This is a genomic window from Spirillospora sp. NPDC052242 (assembly GCF_040679555.1).
Classification (GTDB): domain Bacteria; phylum Actinomycetota; class Actinomycetes; order Streptosporangiales; family Streptosporangiaceae; genus Spirillospora.
In genome coordinates this window covers 61,461-82,011 of record NZ_JBFAUZ010000043.1, presented here as the reverse complement: position 1 = coordinate 82,011, position 20,551 = coordinate 61,461, and the positions used below count along the sequence as shown (strand labels likewise).

At 72.2% G+C, this 20,551-nt stretch carries 13 protein-coding genes; 4 read left to right on the top strand and 9 right to left on the bottom strand.

Annotated features, from left to right (window positions below; translation table 11 throughout):
• The 7 genes from AB0L25_RS30195 to AB0L25_RS30165 all read right to left on the bottom strand — a co-directional run.
• Nucleotides 1–4,905 (bottom strand): beta-ketoacyl synthase N-terminal-like domain-containing protein (locus AB0L25_RS30195; protein WP_500176120.1); only part of this gene is annotated, 4,905 nt, incomplete at its 3' end.
• A gap of 45 nt (nucleotides 4,906–4,950) precedes the next feature.
• Nucleotides 4,951–6,063 (bottom strand): alpha/beta fold hydrolase, encoded by a 1,113-nt coding sequence (locus AB0L25_RS30190; protein WP_500176119.1) that lies wholly within the window; start codon nucleotides 6,061–6,063, stop codon nucleotides 4,951–4,953.
• Nucleotides 6,060–6,872: a 2-oxo acid dehydrogenase subunit E2 gene (locus AB0L25_RS30185; protein WP_500176118.1), complete on the bottom strand. Its 813-nt coding sequence runs from the start codon at nucleotides 6,870–6,872 to the stop codon at nucleotides 6,060–6,062. Before AB0L25_RS30185 ends, AB0L25_RS30190 begins: the two co-directional genes overlap by 4 nt.
• Nucleotides 6,869–7,096: a phosphopantetheine-binding protein gene (locus tag AB0L25_RS30180; RefSeq protein WP_500176117.1), complete on the bottom strand. Its 228-nt coding sequence runs from the start codon at nucleotides 7,094–7,096 to the stop codon at nucleotides 6,869–6,871. Before AB0L25_RS30180 ends, AB0L25_RS30185 begins: the two co-directional genes overlap by 4 nt.
• Nucleotides 7,093–8,964, bottom strand: a complete 1,872-nt coding sequence (locus AB0L25_RS30175; RefSeq protein WP_500176116.1) for an HAD-IIIC family phosphatase — start codon at nucleotides 8,962–8,964, stop codon at nucleotides 7,093–7,095. The genes AB0L25_RS30180 and AB0L25_RS30175 overlap by 4 nt, the downstream gene beginning before the upstream one ends.
• Nucleotides 8,964–9,995, bottom strand: a complete 1,032-nt coding sequence (locus AB0L25_RS30170) for a 3-oxoacyl-ACP synthase III family protein (protein WP_500176115.1) — start codon at nucleotides 9,993–9,995, stop codon at nucleotides 8,964–8,966. The genes AB0L25_RS30175 and AB0L25_RS30170 overlap by 1 nt, the downstream gene beginning before the upstream one ends.
• Before the next feature lie 75 nt (nucleotides 9,996–10,070).
• A complete protein-coding gene (locus AB0L25_RS30165) occupies nucleotides 10,071–12,953 on the bottom strand; it encodes an ATP-binding protein (protein ID WP_500176114.1) in 2,883 nt (960 codons plus the stop codon).
• A 973-nt stretch (nucleotides 12,954–13,926) separates the two neighbouring features.
• Here AB0L25_RS30165 and AB0L25_RS30160 point away from each other — a divergent pair.
• Nucleotides 13,927–15,195 (top strand): lipase family protein, encoded by a 1,269-nt coding sequence (locus AB0L25_RS30160; protein ID WP_500176113.1) that lies wholly within the window; start codon nucleotides 13,927–13,929, stop codon nucleotides 15,193–15,195.
• Between the two features lie 458 nt (nucleotides 15,196–15,653).
• Entirely contained in the window at nucleotides 15,654–16,286 is a 633-nt protein-coding gene (locus AB0L25_RS30155; protein ID WP_500176112.1) for a pyridoxamine 5'-phosphate oxidase family protein, read from the top strand.
• 8 nt (nucleotides 16,287–16,294) lie between these two features.
• Here the strand turns inward: AB0L25_RS30155 and AB0L25_RS30150 are convergent, their stop codons facing one another.
• On the bottom strand, nucleotides 16,295–17,428 hold the full coding sequence (locus AB0L25_RS30150; protein ID WP_500176111.1) for a CaiB/BaiF CoA transferase family protein: 1,134 nt from the start codon (nucleotides 17,426–17,428) through the stop codon (nucleotides 16,295–16,297).
• An 86-nt stretch (nucleotides 17,429–17,514) separates the two neighbouring features.
• Between AB0L25_RS30150 and AB0L25_RS30145 the strand changes: the two genes are divergently transcribed.
• Both AB0L25_RS30145 and AB0L25_RS30140 read left to right on the top strand, forming a co-directional pair.
• Nucleotides 17,515–18,699, top strand: a complete 1,185-nt coding sequence (locus AB0L25_RS30145; protein ID WP_500176110.1) for an acyl-CoA dehydrogenase family protein — start codon at nucleotides 17,515–17,517, stop codon at nucleotides 18,697–18,699.
• 30 nt (nucleotides 18,700–18,729) lie between these two features.
• On the top strand, nucleotides 18,730–19,407 hold the full coding sequence (locus AB0L25_RS30140) for a GntR family transcriptional regulator (protein WP_500176109.1): 678 nt from the start codon (nucleotides 18,730–18,732) through the stop codon (nucleotides 19,405–19,407).
• Between the two features lie 68 nt (nucleotides 19,408–19,475).
• Here the strand turns inward: AB0L25_RS30140 and AB0L25_RS30135 are convergent, their stop codons facing one another.
• Nucleotides 19,476–20,549, bottom strand: a complete 1,074-nt coding sequence (locus tag AB0L25_RS30135; protein ID WP_500176108.1) for an ABC transporter substrate-binding protein — start codon at nucleotides 20,547–20,549, stop codon at nucleotides 19,476–19,478.
• Nucleotides 20,550–20,551 lie beyond the last annotated feature (2 nt).

Here is a 20,551-nt window from a genome sequence, read left to right as displayed (position 1 = left end):
TCCGGTGACGGCGTCGGGGTGGATGCCTTTGCTTTTCCAGAGTTCGGCGAGGGCGACCATGACGGCGAAGAGTGCGGGTTGGACGATGTCGACGTGTTGGAAGTCCTCTTGTTGTTGGTGGGGTGGTTGGTTGAGGGTGTCGATGAGGTTGAAGGTGGTGTGGGGTTGGAGGGCGTCGGCGCAGTTGTGGAGGTGGGTGCGGAAGGTGGAGTTGGTGTGGAGGAGTTCGGTGGCCATGCCGGGCCATTGGGTGCCTTGGCCGGGGAACACGAAGACGGTTTTGGTGGTGGGTGTGGTGGTGCCGGTGATCAGATGAGGGGTTTGTTGTTCGGGATTCTGGGCGAGGGTATGGAGGCCGGTGAAAAGTTCCTCGCGGGTGTCGCCGAGAATGACGGCGCGGTGGTCGAAGAGGGTGCGTTGAGTCGCCAAGGACCGGCCGATGTCTTCCGGGTCGTTCTCGGGGTGCGCCTCGAGGTGGGCGATGAGCTGTTCGGCCTGCGCCCGGAGGGCATCCGGGTTTCTGGCTGCGAGCGGCCAAGCGACGATGCCGTCCGCCTGGTCCCCGGCGTCGCCGTCAGGGCGAGCGTCGGGGGCGTCCTCGGCGCCGGGTGGTTCTTCGAGGATGAGGTGGGCGTTGGTGCCGCTGACTCCGAAGGAGGAGACGGCCGCGCGCCGGGGGCGATCCTCGGCCGGCCAGGGCGTGGGTTCGGTGAGGAGGGAGACGGCGCCTGCGTCCCAGTCGACGCGCGGGGTGGGCTCGTCGGCATGGAGGGTTCGGGGGAGTACGCCGTTCTGCAGCGCCTGGACGAGCTTGATGACGCCGGCGACGCCGGCGGCGGCCTGCGTGTGGCCGATGTTGCTCTTGATGGACCCGAGCCAGAGCGGCCGGTCTCGATCTTGCCCGTAGGTGTTGATGAGGGCTTGGGCTTCGATGGGGTCGCCAAGCTTCGTGCCGGTGCCGTGGGCTTCGACGGCGTCGATGTCGGCGGGGGTCAGGTCTGCGTTGGCCAGAGCCTGGTGGATGACGCGTTGCTGCGATGGTCCGTTGGGGGCGGTGAGCCCGTTGCTCGCACCGTCCTGGTTGACCGCCGAGCCCTTGATGACGGCGAGGACGGGGTGGCCGTTGCGCCGGGCGTCCGATAGGCGTTCGAGCAGGAGCATGCCCGCGCCCTCGGCCCACCCGGTCCCGTCGGCGCCCGCTCCGAACGCCTTGCAGCGGCCGTCCGGAGCGAGGCCGCGCTGGCGGCTGAACTCCACGAACATGCCCGGAGTCGCCATGACGGTGACGCCCCCGGCCAGGGCGAGATCGCATTCGCCGTTGCGGAGTGCCTGACCCGCCAGGTGCAGCGCCACCAGGGACGAGGAGCAGGCGGTGTCGATCGTCACCGCAGGACCCTCGAGCCCGAGGGTGTAGGCGATCCGGCCCGACGCGACGCTGGTGGTGCTCCCCGTCAGCAGGTAGCCGCCGAAGCCCTCGGCCGGGTCGTGCAATCGTGGTCCGTAGTCCTGGGCCGTGGCGCCGACGAAGACGCCCGCCCGGCCGCCGCGCAGCGACGACGGCCGGAGGCCGGCCCGTTCGAGCGCCTCCCAGGAGGTCTCCAGCAGCAGTCGCTGCTGCGGGTCCATCGCGGCCGCCTCGCGCGGGGAGATCCCGAAGAACTCGGGGTCGAAGTCCGCGGCGTCGTACAGGAAGCCGCCGCGCCTGACGTAGGACGTTCCGGGCCGGTCCGGGTCGGGGTCGTAGAGGCTCTCGAGGTCCCAGCCGCGATCGGCCGGGAGGTCGCCGATGACGTCGCGTTCCTCGGTGAGCAGGTTCCACAGGTCGTCCGGCGACGTCACGCCGCCCGGGAACCGGCAGCCGATGCCGACGATCGCGATCGGTTCGTTCACGGCGCGGGGGCCGGTCGCCGCGTCGTCGTCCGCCCGGTCACGGAGCAGCCGGGCCGCGAGGGCCGCCGGAGTCGGATGGTCGTAGATCAGCGTGTCGGGCAGGCGCACGTCGAGTGTCTCGGCCAGCCGGTTGCCCAGTTCGACGCCCAGCATCGAGTCGAACCCGAGTTCCTTGAAGGGCCGCTCCATGTCGATCGCGTCGGGCGCGTCATGCGCGAGCACCGCGGCGACGTGGTCGCGCACGAGGTCGGCCGTCAGCCGCTCCCGGTCGGCCCGGGAGGGCGCGGCCGTCGGTTCGCCGGGCGCGGGCGGCTCGTCGGGTGCCGTCGGCTCCGCGGGGAGCGCGGGCCCGGTTTCCGGCCGGGCGGGCGTCCCGGGGAGCCAGAGGCGCCGCCGTTCGAAGGCGTAGGTGGGAAGCCGCACACCGTTCGGGCGGTGTTCGGCGAACACCCTCGCCCAGTCGATCTCGCAGCCGTTGTTGTGGGCCTGTGCGAGCGCCGAGACGAGCGTCTCCGCCTCGGGCCGGTTCCGGCGCAGCGTGGGGACGACGGTGTGCTCCCCGCCGAGCGAGGAGTGCGCGAGCGGCGTGAGCACCGAGTCGGGGCCGACCTCGATGAACGTGGTGACTCCGGCGTCGCGCAGGCTGCGCACGCCGTCGTGGAAGCGGACGGCCGCGCGTACGTGCCGCACCCAGTAGTCCGGGGAGCGCAGCATGTCCGGGTCGGCGACGGCACCGGAGACGTTGGACACCACCGGGATCGACGGCTCACGGTAGGCGAGCCGCCGGGCGACGGCCCGGAAGTCGTCGAGCACGCCGTCCATGTGGGCGGAGTGGAAGGCGTGGCTCACCCGCAGGCGCCGCGTCTTGACACCGCGCTCGGCCCATTCGGCCGCGAAGGCGAGGACGGCGTCCGCGTCGCCGGACACGACCGTGGACGCGGCGCCGTTCACCGCCGCCACCGAGATGCGGTCGCCGTGGTCGGGCAACGCGCGGACGATCTCGTCCTCGGACGCCTGGATCGACACCATCGCGCCGTCGTCGCGTGCCGCCTGCATGAGGCGTCCGCGGGCGGTCACCAGGGCGGCGGCGTCCGGAAGGGACAGCACCCCGCTGACGTGGGCGGCGACCAGCTCCCCGATGGAGTGCCCGATCAGGTGGTCCGGGGCCGGTCCCCAGTTTTCGAGAAGGCGGTAGAGGGCCACCTCGATGGCGAACAGGGCGGGCTGCGCCATCGCCGTCCGGTCGAGCAGGGACGCCTCCGGGGTGTCCGGCTCGGCGAACATCAGGTCCTTCAGCCCCGGTTCGAAGTGCGCGAGGACGTCGTCGAGGGCGGCGGCGAACGCGGGGACGTGCGCGTAGAGGCCGCGTCCCATCCCCGCGCGCTGCGAACCCTGCCCCGAGAACAGCAGCGCGGTCCGTCCCGGGCGCACCGCACCCCGCAGGGCGCCGGCCGCGGGCCTGCCCTCGGCGAGGGCGTCGAGCCCGCGCAGCAGCGCCTCGCGGTCCGCGCCGACCGCGGCCGCGCGGTGCGCGAACGCGGTGCGGGCGGTGGCCAGCGTGGCGGCGACGTCGACCGGACGCGGCTCGGGGACGGTCTCGCCGCCGGGATCCTCGCCGGCGACGAAGTCGCGCAGCCGGGCGGCCTGCCGCCGCAGCCCGCTCTCGGTGGGAGCCGACAGGAGCCAGGGCACCACGGGCGCGCCGTCCCGCTCCCCGGGCGCGCGCCGCGGTCCGGCCGGCGACGAGGACAGGACGACGTGGCAGTTGGTGCCGCCCATGCCGAACGAGCTGACCCCGGCGATCAGCGGCTCGTCGTCCCGCGGCCACGGGGTCAGTGCCGTCTGGACCCGCAGGTTGAGATCGTCCAGCGGGATGTCGGGGTTCGGCGTCTCGAAGTTGAGGCTCGGGGGCAGGAGCCGGTGCCGGATGCTCAGGGCGGTCTTGACCAGGCCGACGATGCCCGCGGCGCCCTCGAGGTGACCGACGTTGGTCTTGGCGGAACCGACGAGCAGCGGCGACCCGGCGGCGCGGCCGCCGCCCACGGCGGCCCCGAGCGCCGCGGCCTCGACCGGGTCGCCGCGCCGGGTTCCGGTGCCGTGCAGTTCCACGTACTGCACCGCGGAGGGCTCCACGCCCGCCAGCTCGTACGCGCGGCGCAGCACCCGCTCCTGCGCACCGGGGTCGGGGACGGTCAGACCCGCCCCGCCCCCGTCGTTGTTCACCGCGCCACCGCGGATCACGCAGTAGACGTCGTCGCCGTCCGCGACGGCGCGGGCGAGCGGCTTGAGCACCACGACGGCGCCGCCCTCGCCGCGCACGTAGCCGTTGGCGCGGGCGTCGAAGGTGAAGCACCGCCCGTCGGGCGAGATGCCGCCGAAACGCGTGGTGGTGACGGCGGTCTCCGCCAGGATGTTGAGGTTGACCCCGCCGGCCAGCGCCAGCGTCGACTCGCCGCGGCGCAGGCTCTCGGCCGCCAGGTGCACCGCCACGAGCGCGGACGACTGCGCCGTGTCGACCGCGAGACTCGGACCGCGCAGCCCGAGCGTGTACGACACGCGGTTGGCGATGATGCTCCGGTGCAGGCCGGTGATGGTGTGCGCGGTGATGGCCGACGTGCCCCGCCCGTACGTCAACGTGGCGTAGTCGTCCGAGATCGCCCCGACGAACACGCCCGCGCGGCTGTCGCGCAGTGTCCCGGGAACGATCCCGGAGTCCTCCAGCGCCTCCCAGCTCAGCTCCAGCATGAGCCGCTGCTGGGGGTCCATTCCGGCGGCCTCGCGGGGGGAGATCCCGAAGAACCCGGGATCGAACGCGTCGATCCGGTCGAGGAACCCGCCGTGGCGCGGAGCGTCCCGCTCACCGCCCCAGCGGCCGTCGGGCACCTCGGTGATGGCCGTGCGCCCGTCCCGCAGCAGCCGCCAGAAGGCGAAGGGCGTGGGGGCCATCGGCAGCCGGCACGAGACACCGATGATCGCGATCGCGTCGTCAGGAAGACGGACAGCCTCACTCGTCATGCCGCCAGACTGCGGGGGCCCGCTAAAGGGCACCCTTGGCGTGACCTAAAGCGCGGCCTCGGGACGACGGCGCGTGGCCTCCGCGAGACGGGCGCGCACCCGCCGGGCGCCCAGCAGGGCGCCCAGGACCGCGCGGTGGGGACGATGCGAACCGTGCAGCTGCAGCAGCGACCGCAGCACCCACAGCCTGGTGTCCACGAAATACCGGGGCGACCCGTGCACGTCGTCGTTCTCCAGCAGGCTCAGGTCGCGGACGTGGTTCCGGAGGAGTTCGACGTCGGCGCCCGGGATGATCTCGTCCCTGCGGCTCGCCAGGTAGTGGACGGGGACGTCCAGGGCGGCGAGCCGCGCACCGTCCAGGGCGAGCCCGCGCAGATGCTCGTGGACGCGGTCGGCCGGCACGGCGCACATGTGGGCGAGCGCGTCCACGGTGATCCGGGGCAGGCCGCGCTGCCAGCCGGTGTCGGTGAAGAACGCGCTGACCGGTGCGCCCACCGTCACGATGCCGCGGATGCGGGGGTCGTCCGCCGCGGCGTCGAGCGCGAGGTTCCCGCTGAAGCTCATGGCCACCGCGTAGGTCCGCCGCACGTCCGCGCGATCGGCGACCGCGTCGAGCAGCCCGGGGAGCATCCGCCGGCTGTCCGGGCCGTACCGCGCGGCGTGCTCGCCGACACCCGGCATCTCCGCCACCAACCCGGCCAGGCCCAGCTTCCGGGCCTGCAGCAGCACCGGCGCCCACTGCTCCTTGATGCTGACGATGCCGCCCATGAGCAGCAGCAGCGGGCGCCGGTCGGACCGGGAGAGGCCGCTCGTCCAGCAGCGGACGCGAGCACCGTCCAGCTCCAGCTCGAGGGGTTCGATGCCGGTGCCGCCGCGCCAGCGGTCGAACGCCGCGATGCAGCGCCGGAGCGCTTCTTCCCGCGCCGGTCCGTCCACGTACGGGAAGCGCGCCATGGTGAAGTGACGGCACGCATCGAGGAACCGGCCGTCCCGTTCGAGACGCTCCGCGGCGCGGCTCCACTCCCCGACCCACGAACCGGGCGCGTCGCCGTCGTCGGACTCGATGGCCGAGAGCAGCCGTTCGTAGTCGCGGGCGGGAATGCCCTGCCCGCGCGCGTGCACGAGCACGAACTGCTTCAGTTCGCCGAGGTCGTTCACGACGGGTCTTCCGTTCCGGAGCCGGCGAGCGGGACCTTCCCGGCGCCTTCGGGGGCGCGGACCTCCTCGAGGCCCGCCCTGATCTCGGCGAGGACGTCGGCCGCCTCCGCGCCGTCGATCACGCGGTGGTCGAACGCGAGACTGAGGCGCATCGTCGGTGCGACGACCACCCGGCCGTCGCGCGCCACCGGACGGTCCGCGATCCGTCCGAGCCCCAGGGTGATGGTGGTGCCCCCCACCGAGTGGAACCCGTCGACCGGCCGATGGCCCAGCGAGGTGACCGCGAACGTTCCGAACCGCTCCGGCCGGTTGCGCAGCGGCCGGACCGTCCGGCGGAAGGCCGCACGGCCGACCGGCACGGGCAGCCGGTGCAGCAGGCGCACCCCGGCGAACTCCTCCATCCGGTCCGGGTCGCCGTCCCGGAAGTGCTCCAGGCGATCCTGGACGTCCTCGGGTGCCGCCCGGTCGACGTCGGGCAGGACCGTCGAGAGCACCGCGCGCCGCCCGCCGACGAGCTTGTCCAGCGTGACCTTCGCGTGGACGCCGTGGTCGCGGGCGACGCGCGGACTGAACCGTCCCCGGATCGCGGCGTTGGCCTCGGGGTGCCCGGCGAGCACGCGCCCGGCGGCGCACACCGTGTACGTCACGACCGACAGCCGGCGCGCCGCCGTCCGGCGGTGCTCCAGCAGCCCGCTCATGTCCACCTCCGTGTCGAGGAAGACCGGCGAGAACGCGCGGATCTCCTCGAGGAAGTAGAGCGTGTGCCGTCGAGGGCCGGGGAAGCGCTCCCCGCGGGGACGCCCGCTCACGCCCCCACCGCCACCGTGTAGATCCTTTCGAGGCTGTCGGCCTCCAGGAGATCCGGCAGCACCACCGCGCGGCCCGTCTCGCGTTCCAGCGCGACGGCGAGCGTGAGGAGGTGGACCGAGTCCCATCCGGCCACCTCGTCGAGGCGCCGCGCGACGTCCTCGTGGGTGATCTCCAGGCCCAGCTCGTCCCGGATGAGGGCGACGAAGTCGTCGATGGTCGTCACGAGGCTGTTCCCTCCAGCGCGTCGGTCAGCCGCAGGTGCGCGGCCGGGGCGGGGATCGTCTCCAGGTCGTGCCGGAACTCGACCTCGCCCGCCTCGCCGGTGCCGGCGAGGACGAAACCGTTGCGCGGATAGAAGTCCCGGACCTTGGCGTTCTTGGGCGTCGGCCGGTAGGCGCCGTGCACCGCGGCGACGCCCGTCGCGGACGCGTGCCGCAGCACGGCCGACAGGCAGGCCTGCTCGATGCCGCGGGAGAAGACCCGGCAGCTCAGCAGGAAGTTGTCGATGCGGAGCAGGTCGCCGTCACGGCGCAGGAAGATCGCCCCGACGAGGCCGTTGTCGCCGAAACGGTCGGCGCAGTGGACGGTCAGCACCCGGGCGGCCGGATCCGCGGCGAGCGCGTGGACGTCCGCGGGCTGCAGCCGTCGGGTGGTCATGTTGAACTGGTTGGTCCGCAGGGTCAGCTGCGAGACGCGCGGGACGTGCGGCTCCGCGACGGGCTCGAGCCGCACCCGCACGTCCAGTTCGGCGAGGTAGTCGTCCATCGAGTCGAAGGTCTCGAGGAAGTCCTTGCGGGCGAGCTCGTCGCGGTACCGGGCGGGCCGGGCGAAGTCCTCGGCGGTCAGCGCGGGGGCGTCGAACCAGCCGTCGGCCAGCAGCCGCTCGACGTGCGTCCCCGGGTCGCCGTCGAGCTGCACGACGGCGACGCCGGGCAGCTCGCGCCGCACCAGACCGCACTCGAAGGGGCTGTCGTCGGCGAAGACCATGGAGTCCACGCCCAGGTTGAGGTCCTCGGCCAGCTCGGCGATGTTGTCGTGCTTCGGCCGCCAGTTGGCCACGACGCGCGCGAAGTCGCCCTCGCGGAGCGTCATCTCGGGATGGTCGCGCAGAACCTCCAGCACCGGGCCGGGGTCGTTCTTGCTGACGGCGGCGAGCAGCACGCCCTGGGACCCGAGTTGCTTGACGGTCCGCTGGAACGCCGTGAACGCCTTACCGCGATAACCGGCGGCGACCTCGATGCCCTCCGCGCCGTCGTCGCCCAGGACACCGCCCCACAACGTGTTGTCGAGATCGACCAGCAGGCACTTCTTGGTGCGGCCCGCGACGTGCCGCGCGAGGTGCCCGACCTCGCGGGCGTACCCGGCCAGCAGGCCGGGAGACAGGTGCAGGCCCGTGTACACGCTCATCCGCGGATCGGCGGCCGGACCCCCCTCGGCGATCAGCGGATCGAGATCGAGGGCGATCACCGCCGGGTACCGGGCGGAGAGCCCGAGCAGATCGGCGCCGGCCGTGCGCCAGGCCGCGCCGAGGCGGGCGCGGGACGCGTGGTCGACGAGCTGCGCGCCGAACCGCGCGGGCGGCGGCGGCGTGTTGATCACCAGGGTGCCGCGGGCGGTCTCGGTGAACCGCGCCGCCAGCCCCTCGACCAGGCGGACCTTGCCGGTCAGCACGCGTTCGACGTCGTCGACCCGCCAGGGCACGGGCACCTCGTCGAAGATCGTCTCCGCGTCCAGCACGCAGAGGACCAGGTCGGGGTCGGCCGCGTACAGCTCACTCTGCGGATCGGAGAGCTCGAACGCGTAGCCGCCGAAATCGCCGACGACCGGCCGCAGCAGCAGGCCGTGCCGGGCCAGCTCCACGGTGAGCGTCGGCACCAGCGGCGCCAGCGTGCCGTGGCCCGTGATCGCGATCGTCACGGTCGGGACGTCCGGGTGGACGCGCGCGACCTCGGCGGGGTCGAGCCGCGCCAGCGTCTGGCCCGAGCGCCGCAGCCCGTCCTCGTCGAGACCGGCGAGCAGGCCCCGGACCGAGGGGTACTCCGCGGCGAGCCGTCCCGCCCGGAACAGCTCGGCGATCCGCTCCGCGCTCATCAGCGGCGCTCCAGGGCGAAACCGGCCTTGATCCACTTGCTCGACTCGATCGCGATGCCGATCGCGCGGTCGTCCCGGTCGAGTTCGGGGAGCAGCCGCTCGAGCTGGAAGAACGCCAGCGCGTTCCCGCAGTTGCCCGTCTCGGCCACGCAGCTGATCTCCTCGGCGCCGACGAGGTCGAGCTCGGCCGCGATCCGCCGGGTCATCCGCCCGGACAGCTGCGGGGGCAGCACGTACTCGACCTCGGAGCCCTTCCAGCCGAGGTCGGAGAGGAACTCCTCCATGACCTCCCTGGCCATCGCCGGAACCCGCTCCTCGATCGCCTTGTAGTCCTCGGACACGGCGGCCCTGCCCGAGTCCAGCTCCGCCCTGCCGAACCACTCGACGACCTGTCCGGGCGGCCGGCCCAGGCCGGTGAACCTGGTCATGACCCGCCGCAGCGCCACCGTCGCGGGCACCTGCTCGGCGGACAGCACCGCCGCTCCGGCCCCGTCGCCGAACAGCACCACGTTCACCAGTTCGGCGGGGGGCATGGTCCGCAGGTCCGCGTCCAGGTCGAAGTGCTTGGCGCAGCTGTCGCCCGCGATGACCAGGGCGTGCCGGTGCCCTCCGGACAGCAGCATCCGCCGCCCGACCTCCAGCGCCTGCACCGCGCCCGCGCAGCCCGACTGCAGCTGGTAGGTGGGAACGTCGTTGATGCCCAGGCGGTCGGCGATGACGTTGACGGTCGTAGGCATGAGCGTGTCGGGGGTCGCCGTGCCCATCACGACCAGATCGATGTCGGAGGCCCGGAGCCCGGCGGACTCCAGCGCCCGCCGCGCGGCGCTCTCCCCGAGATCGGCGAGGGTGGCGCGGATCGCGCCGCTGTCGAGGTCCACGGACAGATGGCGCGTCCGGGTGCCGACGAAGGCGTCGATCCACTGTTCCCACAGTGCGTCCATTCCGAAGCGGCGGGCCAGTGCCGCGTTGTCCACCGGGGGTCCGGGGAGTGCGGTCCCCGCCGACAGGATGCGGGTCTCCGAGGCGTCCATGCCGGTCCTTTCGGTGGGGATCGGGGCAGGTGAGCGCCGGTGAGGCCGATCATGGCCCCCCGCCCTAAAGCCGGCCTAATGCTTGGCGTGCTCGCGGCTCTCCGCCATCAGCCGGGCCAGCACCGCGCGCGAGCTGATGTTCAGCTTGCGGTAGATGCGGGTGAGATGAACGTCCACCGTGCGGGGACTGAGAGAGAGCTCCGCGGCGATCTCCCTGGTCTTGAGGCCGGTCCCGGCGATCGCGGCGACCTCGCGCTCGCGGTGGGTGAGCACCGACAGGTCGGCCGTCGCGGCGGCCGGCCGCGCCCCGCCGCTCGACGGCGGCGCGGCGGCGGCCCGGCGGGGGGCGTCCGCGATGGCCTGCTCCAGCCGCGCGGCGTCCTCGCCGATCTTGACCCCGCCGCAGCGCCGCCCCAGCTCCTTCGCGTGCGCGAGCAGGGACGCCACCCGCCGGCCCTGGCCGAGCGCGGCGGCGTGCTCCGCCGTGGTCAGCAGCAGCCACGCCCTGGCGTGCACCATGCCCGTCGCCGCGAGCATGTCGGCGGCCCGCTGCGAGTGCTCCACCGCACCGGCGACGTCGCCGTTCCGCCGGAGCAGCATCGCGCGCGCCACGTGCGCGTAGGCCCGCGAGGCGGGCAGATCCAGGCTCTCGGCGGCGGCCTCGGCCTTCTCGACCCACACGTCGCCGGGCTCCCCGGCGTCCAGCGAGGCGGTGAGAAGGACGACGAAGCACTGCGTCCGGAGGACCCGCGGTATCCGCGACAGGTCGGACCCGTGTCCCGCGTCCAGCAGGATCGAGGCGGCCCGGCGCGGATCTCCGGTGAGGACCGACACGGACGCGAGGGCCACCGACCCGACGATGTTCCAGTAGAAGTCCCCGGACCGCAGCAGCCCCACGGACTCCTCGGCCCTGGCGAGCGCCTTCCCCGCGTCGCCCGGCTCCAGCCAGATGAGGATCTGCGCCTCCAGCGCGAGCGCGAGCCCGCACAGCTGCTCGGAGTTGATCCGTTCCGCCAGTTCGCGGGCCTCCAGTGCGAGCCGGTACGCGTCCGCCAGGTGCCGGGTGTGCCGGCGGACGTTGGCGAGGCCGAGCAGCAGCGCCGGAAGGATGTAGTCCTGCCCGTGCTTGCGGGCGATGGTAGCGCCGCGGGTGAAGTGGCGCTCCGCCTCCCCGAACAGGCCGACCAGCATCTCCGTCCATCCCAGGACGCCCAGGTACTCGGGGTGGGCGGCCAGTTCGTTGTCGGAGAGCCGGTCGGTGAACTCGGCGGCGGCGGCGAGCGACTCTCGGGCGTCGGGAAGATGCTTGAACGCGTCGCACAGGGCGCTGAGGACGAACGCGCCGGCCTCCGCCACCCGGTCGTGGTGCCGCTGCGCCAGCCGGATCGCGAGCCGCACCTGCTCGCAGGCCGGCATCTGGCCGTCCAGGGCACCGATCATGCCGTGCTCGATGAGCAGTGTCGCCGCCTCGGGCGGCGGATCGGCGACGGTGAGGATGTCGGCGACCTCGTCGGCGAGCAGCGCCCTCGCCTCGGCGTAGTGCCCGAGGAAGGATTCGACCACCGCGCAGAACGCCACCGCGCGGGCCCGGAGGGCGTGCTCACCGGGACGGGTGAGCTGGATCACCCGGTGGAGCAGGTCGCGGCTCTCCTCCAGCCGTCCCGTCAGCCCGAGCGCCTTGGTGAGGAGGAGGAAGAGTTCGGCCCGCGTCCGCGCGTCCATGCTTCCCTCGGGGAACGTGTCCAGGATGATCTGCAGCCACCGCAGGGCCCGCTGGGGGTCGGTCGGCATCACCTCCTCGGCGGCCCGGCGGAGAATGTCCAGGTCGTTGAGGTCGGCGTGGGAAAGACAACGTTCCACATGGGCGGCGAGCTCGGTCGCCGGAGCGCCGCGTTCCAGGAGCACCCGCAGTGCCCTGCGGTGCGCGCAGAGCCGCCAGGTCGAGTCCGCGTCCTCGTAGACCACCTGGCCGAGGATGGGGTGACGGAAGGTGAAGCCCCGCCGCCGGTCCATGACGCGGAGGACGTCGCGCGCGACGAGCGCCTCCACCGCCGCCTCGACCTCGTCGGTGCCGAACTCGGTGACCGCGCTCAGCGCCTCGATGTCGCAGTGCTCGCCCAGGACGGCCGCGGCGCCGGCGACGATCGAGTCCCGTCCGGGCAGTGGCGCGATCTCGCCGAGCAGGAGGCCGACGACCTGCGCGGGCAGTCCGTCCCCCGACCCCTTGCTCAGAGCCGTGAGGTAGAGCGGATTGCCCTGCCCCGCCTCGTGCAACTCGGCCAGCAGGGGGTCTGCCGGATGCATTCCGAGGACCTGGGCGGACTGCTCCAGATCGAGCGGGGGCAGTTCGATCCGGGTGACCGAGCCGAGCTCGATGCCGTGCGCGAGCGTGCTGCGCAGCTTGTGCGACGCCTGCCTCGGGCGTTGCGCGATCACGAGGAGCAGGGGCCCGCCCAGGGGCCGCGCGACGAGGTCGTCCACGAGTTCGACGGACTCCTGGTCGGCCCAGTGGAAGTCGTCCAGAACGATGACCAGCCTGGTCGGGGCGGACGCGCCGAGCAGGGCCCGCACGGCGGAACCGGCCCTGTACCGTTCCCAGCTCTCCGAATGCTCGGGATCCCTGCACGGGTTGTGGGCGCGCATGATGATCCGGCCGATCAGCTCGCGGTCCTCGGCGGGCGACTGTGCGAGCAGATCGTCCATCGGCCACACACCGAGCAGCATCGAGAACGACCGGTACGGCATGCACTGCTCGAGTTCGGTGCACCGGATGTGGGCCAGCACGGTGCCGCGGCGCTCCGCCTCGTTCATCATGCCGGCCAGCAACCGGGTCTTGCCGCTCCCGGGACCGCCCGCCAGCTCGATGATCTGCCCTCGCCCCTCGTCGAGTGCGTCGAGCGCGGCGTACAGCCTGCCGGTCTCTCGCGGCCGGACGTTGTCGGGTCGCGTTTCGTGCACGGCGTTCCCCCTTGTCTGCCGAGTCCTCCGAGCGCCGGGTATCACTGCAGATCGCATTGGATCCCGGCATTTCTCAGTAATGTGTTGCGCTAATCCAACCCATGAGTTACAGCTCAGTTAAGAGAAGCTAACTGTCGGAAAGTCGGCTCGACGGTTGATCACCATTGCGGGAAAGATCTTTCGAGATCGGGAGTGTCGAAGATTGGTCGAGTGGAGGGATTAAAAGGCAAAGACTAGCGGTCAGCCTAGCAGTCATGGCTGTAGTCGAATCGTCACAGAGAGGGAGGTGTCGACACTCTCCGAAATCGCTTGATCTCCCTTGGTGTCGATCCGTCCACTCGCCCCCTTGGGCCGACCCGGCGGGGACGATTCGGTCATGGTCGCCTTGAACAGTAGTTTTTGTGCTCCATTGCGCCTAGAGTGGCGGACTCGCGAGCCGCCCACGGTTCATCGCCGGCGTCGATCGATTGGCCACCCTTGGCCATTCTATGTATTGCCTACCGATTTAGTAGGATAATGAGGGAAGGTTGCGCGTCCTCCCGCTGGTCGAAGCGTGCCCGAAAGGTTCTGGGGCGGGTCGCCGAGAATCGCGCAACGCTTTCGTCGCCCCGGCCCCGAAATGTGAGACTCTCAAATGCGGAATCGTCGGGCGAAGAGATGTCCGGCCGACGATCCCGATGATACGGAGACTGTATCCGTTTTGCAATACCCGCCAGAGGTCGCCTCCGCACCCGAGCCCTCTGGGCACCCGCCCCGCGGCGCCGCCGGCTCCCACAGGGGGAGAGGGTGACGGGCTCGTCTGTGGCCGGTTCGAGCGGGGGAGAGGCGAGGTCACGTCCGTCATCCGCTTTCGCGATTGTTCGCGAGTGCTAATGCCGGTTCGAAGGTTCGTCTCGCACTGCGTTCTTGCCGACGGTCCGGCTTGGCAGGGTGGTCGAGCTTTGGTGCCATCCCCACCCCTCAGGAGCGGTTGATGCGACTGCGATCCTTGTTCACGGCCGGCGTCCTGGGCGCCGCGCTGGCGGTGCCCCTGCCGACGGCCCCGGCGTCGGCGGCGCCGTGGACCTGCTGGTCCTCCGACGACCAGATCTACGCGGCGGCGAACACCGTCCAGGGCTCCCCGGGCGATCTGCTGGCCTGCCGTGAGGTGAAGCTCGAAGGCGTCCGCAACGCGCCCGGTCACAAGGCGTGGAAGGTGCGGTACGTCTCCATCGACGCCAAGGGCGCGAAGGTCGCGGTGACCGGTACCGTCGCGGTTCCCACCGCGGCGTGGACGAAGGGCGGCTCGCGGCCGACGGTCGCGTTCAATCCCGGAACGCTCGGGTCCGGGCCGCAGTGCGCGTTCTCCCGGCAGCTCGCGGGCCAGAAGCAGGACATGTACGAGGGCGACAACATCGCCACGTTCCTCAACGCGGGCCACGCGGTCGCCGCCACCGACGGCGTCGGCTACATCGACGGCGAGGTGCACACCTACGTCAACGGCGTCAACGCCGGGCACGCGCTGCTGGACGTCGTCCGCGCCGCTCGCCAGATCCCCGGCGGGAGCCTGAAGCCGGACGGCGAGGTCGGCATCTCCGGGTACTCCGAGGGCGGGCACGCCTCCCTTTGGGGCGCCCAGCTCGCCAAGTCCTACGCCCCCGAGCTGAACGTCGTCGGGGCCGCCGCCGGCGGCGTCCCGGGCGACCTGCGCGTCACCGCGAAGGCCCTCAACGGCAGCCTGTTCGCCGGTTTCCTCGCCGACGCCCTCATCGGCCTGAACGCCCAGTATCCCGAGATGCCCTTCGACGAACTGATGAACGACGCGGGCCGCCGCGCCGTCGACGACGTCAAGAAGAACTGCCTGCTCGGCACCCTGGCGGTGTTCACGGGCGCGCGGGTGGAGAACTTCACCACCGACAAGCTGACGCTGGACGACCTGTACGCGATCGAGGGGCCCGGGGGCGTGACCTGGGGCGAGATCGTCGACAGGCAGAAGGTCGGCGTCGGTATCGGCCCCGCGGGTTCGGGCGCCCGGTACGAGATCGGCTTCCCGGTGTTCCAGTACCGCGGCTGGCTCGAGGAGATCATCCCGCACGAGACCGAGGACGGCACCCGGCAGCTGTACTGCGACGCCGGCATCAACACCACCTGGAAGAACACCTACATGTCCGAGCACCTGTCGACCGACTGGGCCGCGGCCCAGGACGTGACGATGTTCCTCGACGACCGGTTCGCGGGCAAGCCGGTCGAAGGCAACTGCTGATCCGACCGTCCCCGGCCCGGACGTCGAACACCTCGGCGTCCGGGCCGCTTCGCTCGGATCTCGCCCGAACCCGGTCGCGTCGGCCCGGATCGACGCCACCGCTGTGACCGGCCAGGTCGTCCTGCACGAGTTGCGGTACGTGACGAGCGCGAAAGCGGCCGACGAGAGCGGGCGTGCGAAGACTCGCTGGGAGATGGCCACGCAGGGGGATCCGCTCACCGATCTGGCTTCCGCGGCGATGTGGTGGGACGGCGTGCGCGGCCTGGACAGTCCACTACCGGTCCCGCCGGGGGCTCACCGTCGGCGAGGGCTTCGACCTGCTGGGCGCCCTGGTGCCCGCCCTCGCCGAACGTGGGCACGCCGCGCTCCGCACGGGGAACTGAGCGGGCCGCCCGAAGGGGGTGCGGGTTCAGGGACGCGGCTGTCTTTTTAGGTTAGGCTTGCCTTAAGGTTTCAGGATGAATCTTTCCGAGATCCGTAAGGTGACGTCCGAGGCCGAGCTTCGCGAGATCGTGGAGGAACCCGCCCAGACCATCTGGGACAAGGACATCGCCCGGATCGACGAGCACGCGCGCACGATCATCGCCCACTCGCCCTTCGTGGCGCTGGCCACCTCGAACTCGGACGGGACCTGTGACGTCTCGCCCCGGGGCGACCCGCCCGGGTCGGTCCTGGTGCTGGACGACCACCACCTGGCCATCGCCGACCGGCCCGGGAACCACCGGGTCGACAACTTCCGCAACATCCTGCACAACCCGCATGTCGGGCTGCTGTTCATCATCCCGGGGATGAACGAGACGCTCCGGGTGAACGGTCGCGCCACGCTCGTCGCGGACGCCCCGTTCTTCGACGACATGGTGGTGCAGGGCAAGCGGCCCCGGCTGGCCCTCCTCGTCGAGGTGCAGGAGCTGTACATGCACTGCGCGAAGGCGTTCTTGCGCTCGTCGCTGTGGGAGCCCGAGACCTGGCCGGCCCGCGAGAGCCTCCCCACGCTCGGCCGGATCGTCAAGGACCAAATGGGCATCAAGGGGGTCCCCGCCAAGGTGATCGACGCCGGACTCAACCTGGACGCCAAGAAGAACCGGTACTGAGACGTTGCTCAGCCGTTCGCCTCGGAGGGGCGCTCGCCGAGTGCGGGCGGCGCCGACCGGTAGGTGGGCGGGGTCGCCGACAGGCCGATCGGGTTGCGCGTCAGGCGCGCCGTCGTGCCGTCCGGACGGGGGACCTCGACGATCGGGTCCAGGCCGAGCGACTCGGCGAGGGCGAAGGCACCGGCGATGTCGTTGACCCGCCCGGCGGGCACCCCGGCCGCCGACAGGACGGGCACCCAGTCGGCCGCGGGCTTGGCGGCCAGGGCGTCCACCAGGATGCGGCGCAGTTCGCCGCGGTTCGCGACCCGGGCGTCGTTGGCGGCGAAGCGGTCGTCCTCGGCCAGCTCCGGACGGCCGACGGCGCGGCTGAGCGCGCCGAACTGGCGGTCGTTGCCGACGGCCAGGACGAGATCGCCGTCGCCGGTGGGCAGCGGCTCGTACGGGGCGATGCTCGGGTGGGCGTTGCCCATCCGGCCGCCGACCCGTCCGGCCAGGGTGTACGCGGAGCCCTGGTTGGCCAGGGCGGCGAGCAGGCAGGACAGCAGGTCGATCTCGACCCGCTGGCCCTCGCCGGTGCGCTCGCGGTGCCGCAGCGCCGCGAGGACGCCCACGCTCGCGAACAGCCCGCTGATGACGTCCACCAGGGCGACGCCGACCTTCTGCGGCTCGCCGTCCGGGTCGCCGGTGATGCTCATGAGCCCGCCGAGCGCCTGGATCAGCAGGTCGTAGCCGGGCAGCGCGGCCCCGGCGCCCGAGCCGAAGCCGGTGATCGAGCAGTAGACCAGGCCGGGGGAGACGGCGGCGAGGTCCGCGTGACCGAGGCCGAGACGGTCCATGACCCCCGGGCGGAAGTTCTCCACGACGACATCGGCGGCCGCGGCCAGCTCGCGGGCGCGGGCGGCGCCGTCCGCGCTGCGCAGGTCGAGGACGACGCTGTCCTTGTTGCGGTTGGCGGCCTGGAAGTAGGTCGCCCGGCCGCCGTCGTCGTAGGGCGGGCCCCACGCGCGGGTGTCGTCGCCGCCGTCCGGACGCTCGATCTTGGTCACCGTGGCGCCCAGGTCGGCGAGGAGCATCGTCGCCAGCGGTCCGGCGAGCACGCGGGAGAAGTCGACGATGCGGACACCGTCCAGGGCGTGGGTCATGTGCAGGCTCTTTGTCGGCTCGGGGCGGATATGGGAATATCGAGTCTAGATTTTCGAAGATTTCTCCGCAACGAGAGGTGACGGCCATGACGAGCACGCGGGACCAGGTCGAGCTGCGCCCCGAGGACTTCCTGGACGTCGACGGGCTCCTGACGGACGAGGAGCGCGACATCCGCGACACCGTCCGCGCCTTCGTGACCGACCGGATCGTCCCGCACGTCGGGGACTGGTTCGAGCAGGCGACGATCCCCCGCGGGCTCCCTCGCGAGCTGGGCGGGCTGGGCGTCCTCGGCATGCACCTGGACGGCTACGGCTGTGCGGGCACCAGCGCGACCGCCTACGGTCTGGCTTGCATGGAACTGGAGGCCGGGGACAGCGGCGTGCGCAGCATGGTCTCCGTGCAGGGCTCGCTGGCGATGTTCGCCATCTGGCGCTGGGGTTCGGAGGAGCAGAAGGAACGGTGGCTGCCGGGGATGGCGACCGGGGAGACCATCGGCTGCTTCGGGCTGACCGAGCCGGACGCGGGGTCCGACCCGGGCGCGATGCGCACCCGGGCCCGCCGGGACGGCGGCGACTGGATCCTCGACGGCCGCAAGATGTGGATCACCAACGGGACGATCGCCGACGTCGCCGTGGTGTGGGCCCGCACGGACGACGGCGTCCGCGGCTTCCTCGTCCCGGCGGGCACCCCGGGGTTCACCGCGCCGGAGATCCACAAGAAGATGTCCCTGCGCGCCTCGGTGACCTCCGAGCTGGTGCTGGACGGCGTCCGGCTCCCGGCCGACGCGGTGCTGCCCGAGGTGTCGACGCTGCGCGGCCCGCTGTCCTGCCTGAACGAGGCCCGCTACGGGATCGTCTGGGGCGCCGCGGGCGCCGCCCGCGCCTGCTTCGAGGCCGCCCTGCGGTACGCCGGGGAGCGCACCGCGTTCGGCAGGCCGATCGCCGGTACCCAGATCCAGCAGCAGAAGCTCGCTCACATGGCGCTGGAGGTCAACCGCGCCACCCTGCTCGCCCTGCACCTCGGCCGCCTCAAGGACGCGGGCCGGCTGCGCCCCGAGCAGGTCAGCATGGGCAAGCTCGGCAACGTCAACGCCGCGCTGGACGTCGCCCGCACCGCGCGGCAGGTGCTCGGCGCCAACGGGATCTCGCTGGAGTATCCGGTTATCCGCCACATGAACAACCTCGAGTCCGTCGTGACGTACGAGGGCACCGCGGACGTCCACGCCCTGGTGATCGGCGGGGCGCTGACGGGCGTCCAGGCGTTCCGCTGACGTGGTCGGGCCACGGCTATGCTCGGGCCGGTGAACGAGACCCGCGCCGACGTCCCCGCTCCGGTTCCCACGGCCCAGCAGCACGCGGTCGACGCGCTGCGCGGTCTGATCGTGTCGGGCGGGCTGCGCCCCGGGCAGCGGGTCAACCAGGAGGACATCGCCGCGCGGGTCGGGCTGAGCGTCGCGCCGGTGCGGGAGGCGCTGCGCGTCCTGGCGCAGGAGGGCCAGCTCACCTACCGGCCCCGGCGCGGCTACTTCGTCACCGAACTCCAGTACGAGGACCTCAGCGAGATCTACGAGCTGCGCCGCATCCTGGAGGAGCGCGCGGCCCGGCACGCCCTGCCGATGCTGGACGACGCGGCGCTGCGGCGCATCGACGAGGCCGCCCGCACCTGCGCGCAGGCCGCCGCGGCCGGAGACGTCGCCGCCGAACTGGCCGCCAACCGCGTGTTCCACTTCGCCGTCCTGGAGACGCCGGGTCAGCCGCACGTCCTGCGGCTGATCCGGCTGCTGTGGGACTCCACCGAGGTGTACCGGGCCATGTACTACAACCTGCCCGAGGAGCGCGCGGCGTCGGTCGACGCCCACGACCGGATCGTCGAGGCGGTCCGCGCCCGGGACGCCGACCGGCTCGTCCGCGAACTCGACGACCACCGGGAACGGGCGCTGGACGTCCTGCGCGCCGTCCTCGCCCCCGAGCAGGTCTGAACCGCCGGGCGCCCGCCCGCGCCGCCGTGGTCACGGCTGCGCGGACGGGCGCCTCGCGGACGGGCGTGTCACCCCGACCATGCGCGGGCCTCGCGCCGCGGCACGGCCGGGTCGAAGTCGTTGTAGGCCGGGACGAGCGAGTAGTCGGTCAGGGCCCGGACGGTTGCGGCGCCGGGCTCGACGTCCTCGATGACCCCGTACTCGACGTAGGTGTCGAGGGTCTTCTGCAGGTCCTCGTCCTTCTGCAGGCCGTACCGGCCCGCCGAGCCCGGACCGGCCGAGATCTGCAGCCGTTTCGCGAGGATCTTCGTCGCGATGGCGAGGTCGGTCTCCCGCCCGCCGGCCAGCTTGGACGCCGGGAAGTGCTTCCAGTGCATCTCGATGGCGGCGCGCGGGTTCTCCTGCGAGAAGACCATGCCCTTGAAGAACGCCCGGAACAGGCCGGCGATGGCTCGCGGGCGCTCACGGACGTCGCGTTCGCGGCAGACCAGAGCCGAGGTCCCGGTCAGCCCGTCGGTCCGCGACTCGACCTCGACCAGCTCCTCGCCGAGCAGCTCCCCGACGATCAGGTTGGAGCTGTCGTAGCCGGAGTAGGCGTCGATGTCGCCGCGCTGGAGCGCCTGGGCGGCCTGCGCCCCGTAGCCGACGGCGAGGATGTCGTCCGCGCCGACGGGACGGGCCTGCGCGCCGGTCGCCCCGGTCACCAGCATCTCGTTGATGCCGCCGCGCACGTTCACCCCGACGGTCTTGCCGGCCAGGTCCGCCGTCGTCCGGATCCCGGACCCGGCCGGGGCGACGGTACGGAAGATGTTGCCGTTGACGGTGCCGACGATGACGAGGCCGGGGTCCTGGCCGATGGCGGTGACGGCGTTGGCGGTCGAGCCGTACGTGCAGGTGGCGCGCTCGTTGGCGACGGCCTGGATCGCCGCGACCGCGTTCTTCACCGGCTGCATCTCCACCTTCAGGCCCTCGTCCGCGAAGTACCCCATGGTCTCCGGCACCGTGGCGTACGAGGCGGTGGCCGCGCTGAGCGTCTGGTCGGCGACGGCGAAGGTGAGTTCGGTCCGTCCGTCGCCGGTGCCGCACGCGGTGGCCGCGGCGAGCGTCACGGTGGCGGTCAGGAGCGCGCACGCTCTTCTCATGA

What these genes read in the sequence shown, in the direction of transcription:
- AB0L25_RS30135 (WP_500176108.1), bottom strand. Translation starts at nt 20,549, where the DNA reads ATGAGAAGAGCGTGCGCGCTCCTGACCGCCACCGTGACGCTCGCCGCG.
- AB0L25_RS30150 (WP_500176111.1), bottom strand. Translation starts at nt 17,428, where the DNA reads ATGACCCACGCCCTGGACGGTGTCCGCATCGTCGACTTCTCCCGCGTG.
- AB0L25_RS30145 (WP_500176110.1), top strand. Translation starts at nt 17,515, where the DNA reads ATGACGAGCACGCGGGACCAGGTCGAGCTGCGCCCCGAGGACTTCCTG.
- AB0L25_RS30155 (WP_500176112.1), top strand. Translation starts at nt 15,654, where the DNA reads ATGAATCTTTCCGAGATCCGTAAGGTGACGTCCGAGGCCGAGCTTCGC.
- AB0L25_RS30175 (WP_500176116.1), bottom strand. Translation starts at nt 8,964, where the DNA reads ATGAGCGCGGAGCGGATCGCCGAGCTGTTCCGGGCGGGACGGCTCGCC.
- AB0L25_RS30170 (WP_500176115.1), bottom strand. Translation starts at nt 9,995, where the DNA reads ATGGACGCCTCGGAGACCCGCATCCTGTCGGCGGGGACCGCACTCCCC.
- AB0L25_RS30160 (WP_500176113.1), top strand. Translation starts at nt 13,927, where the DNA reads ATGCGACTGCGATCCTTGTTCACGGCCGGCGTCCTGGGCGCCGCGCTG.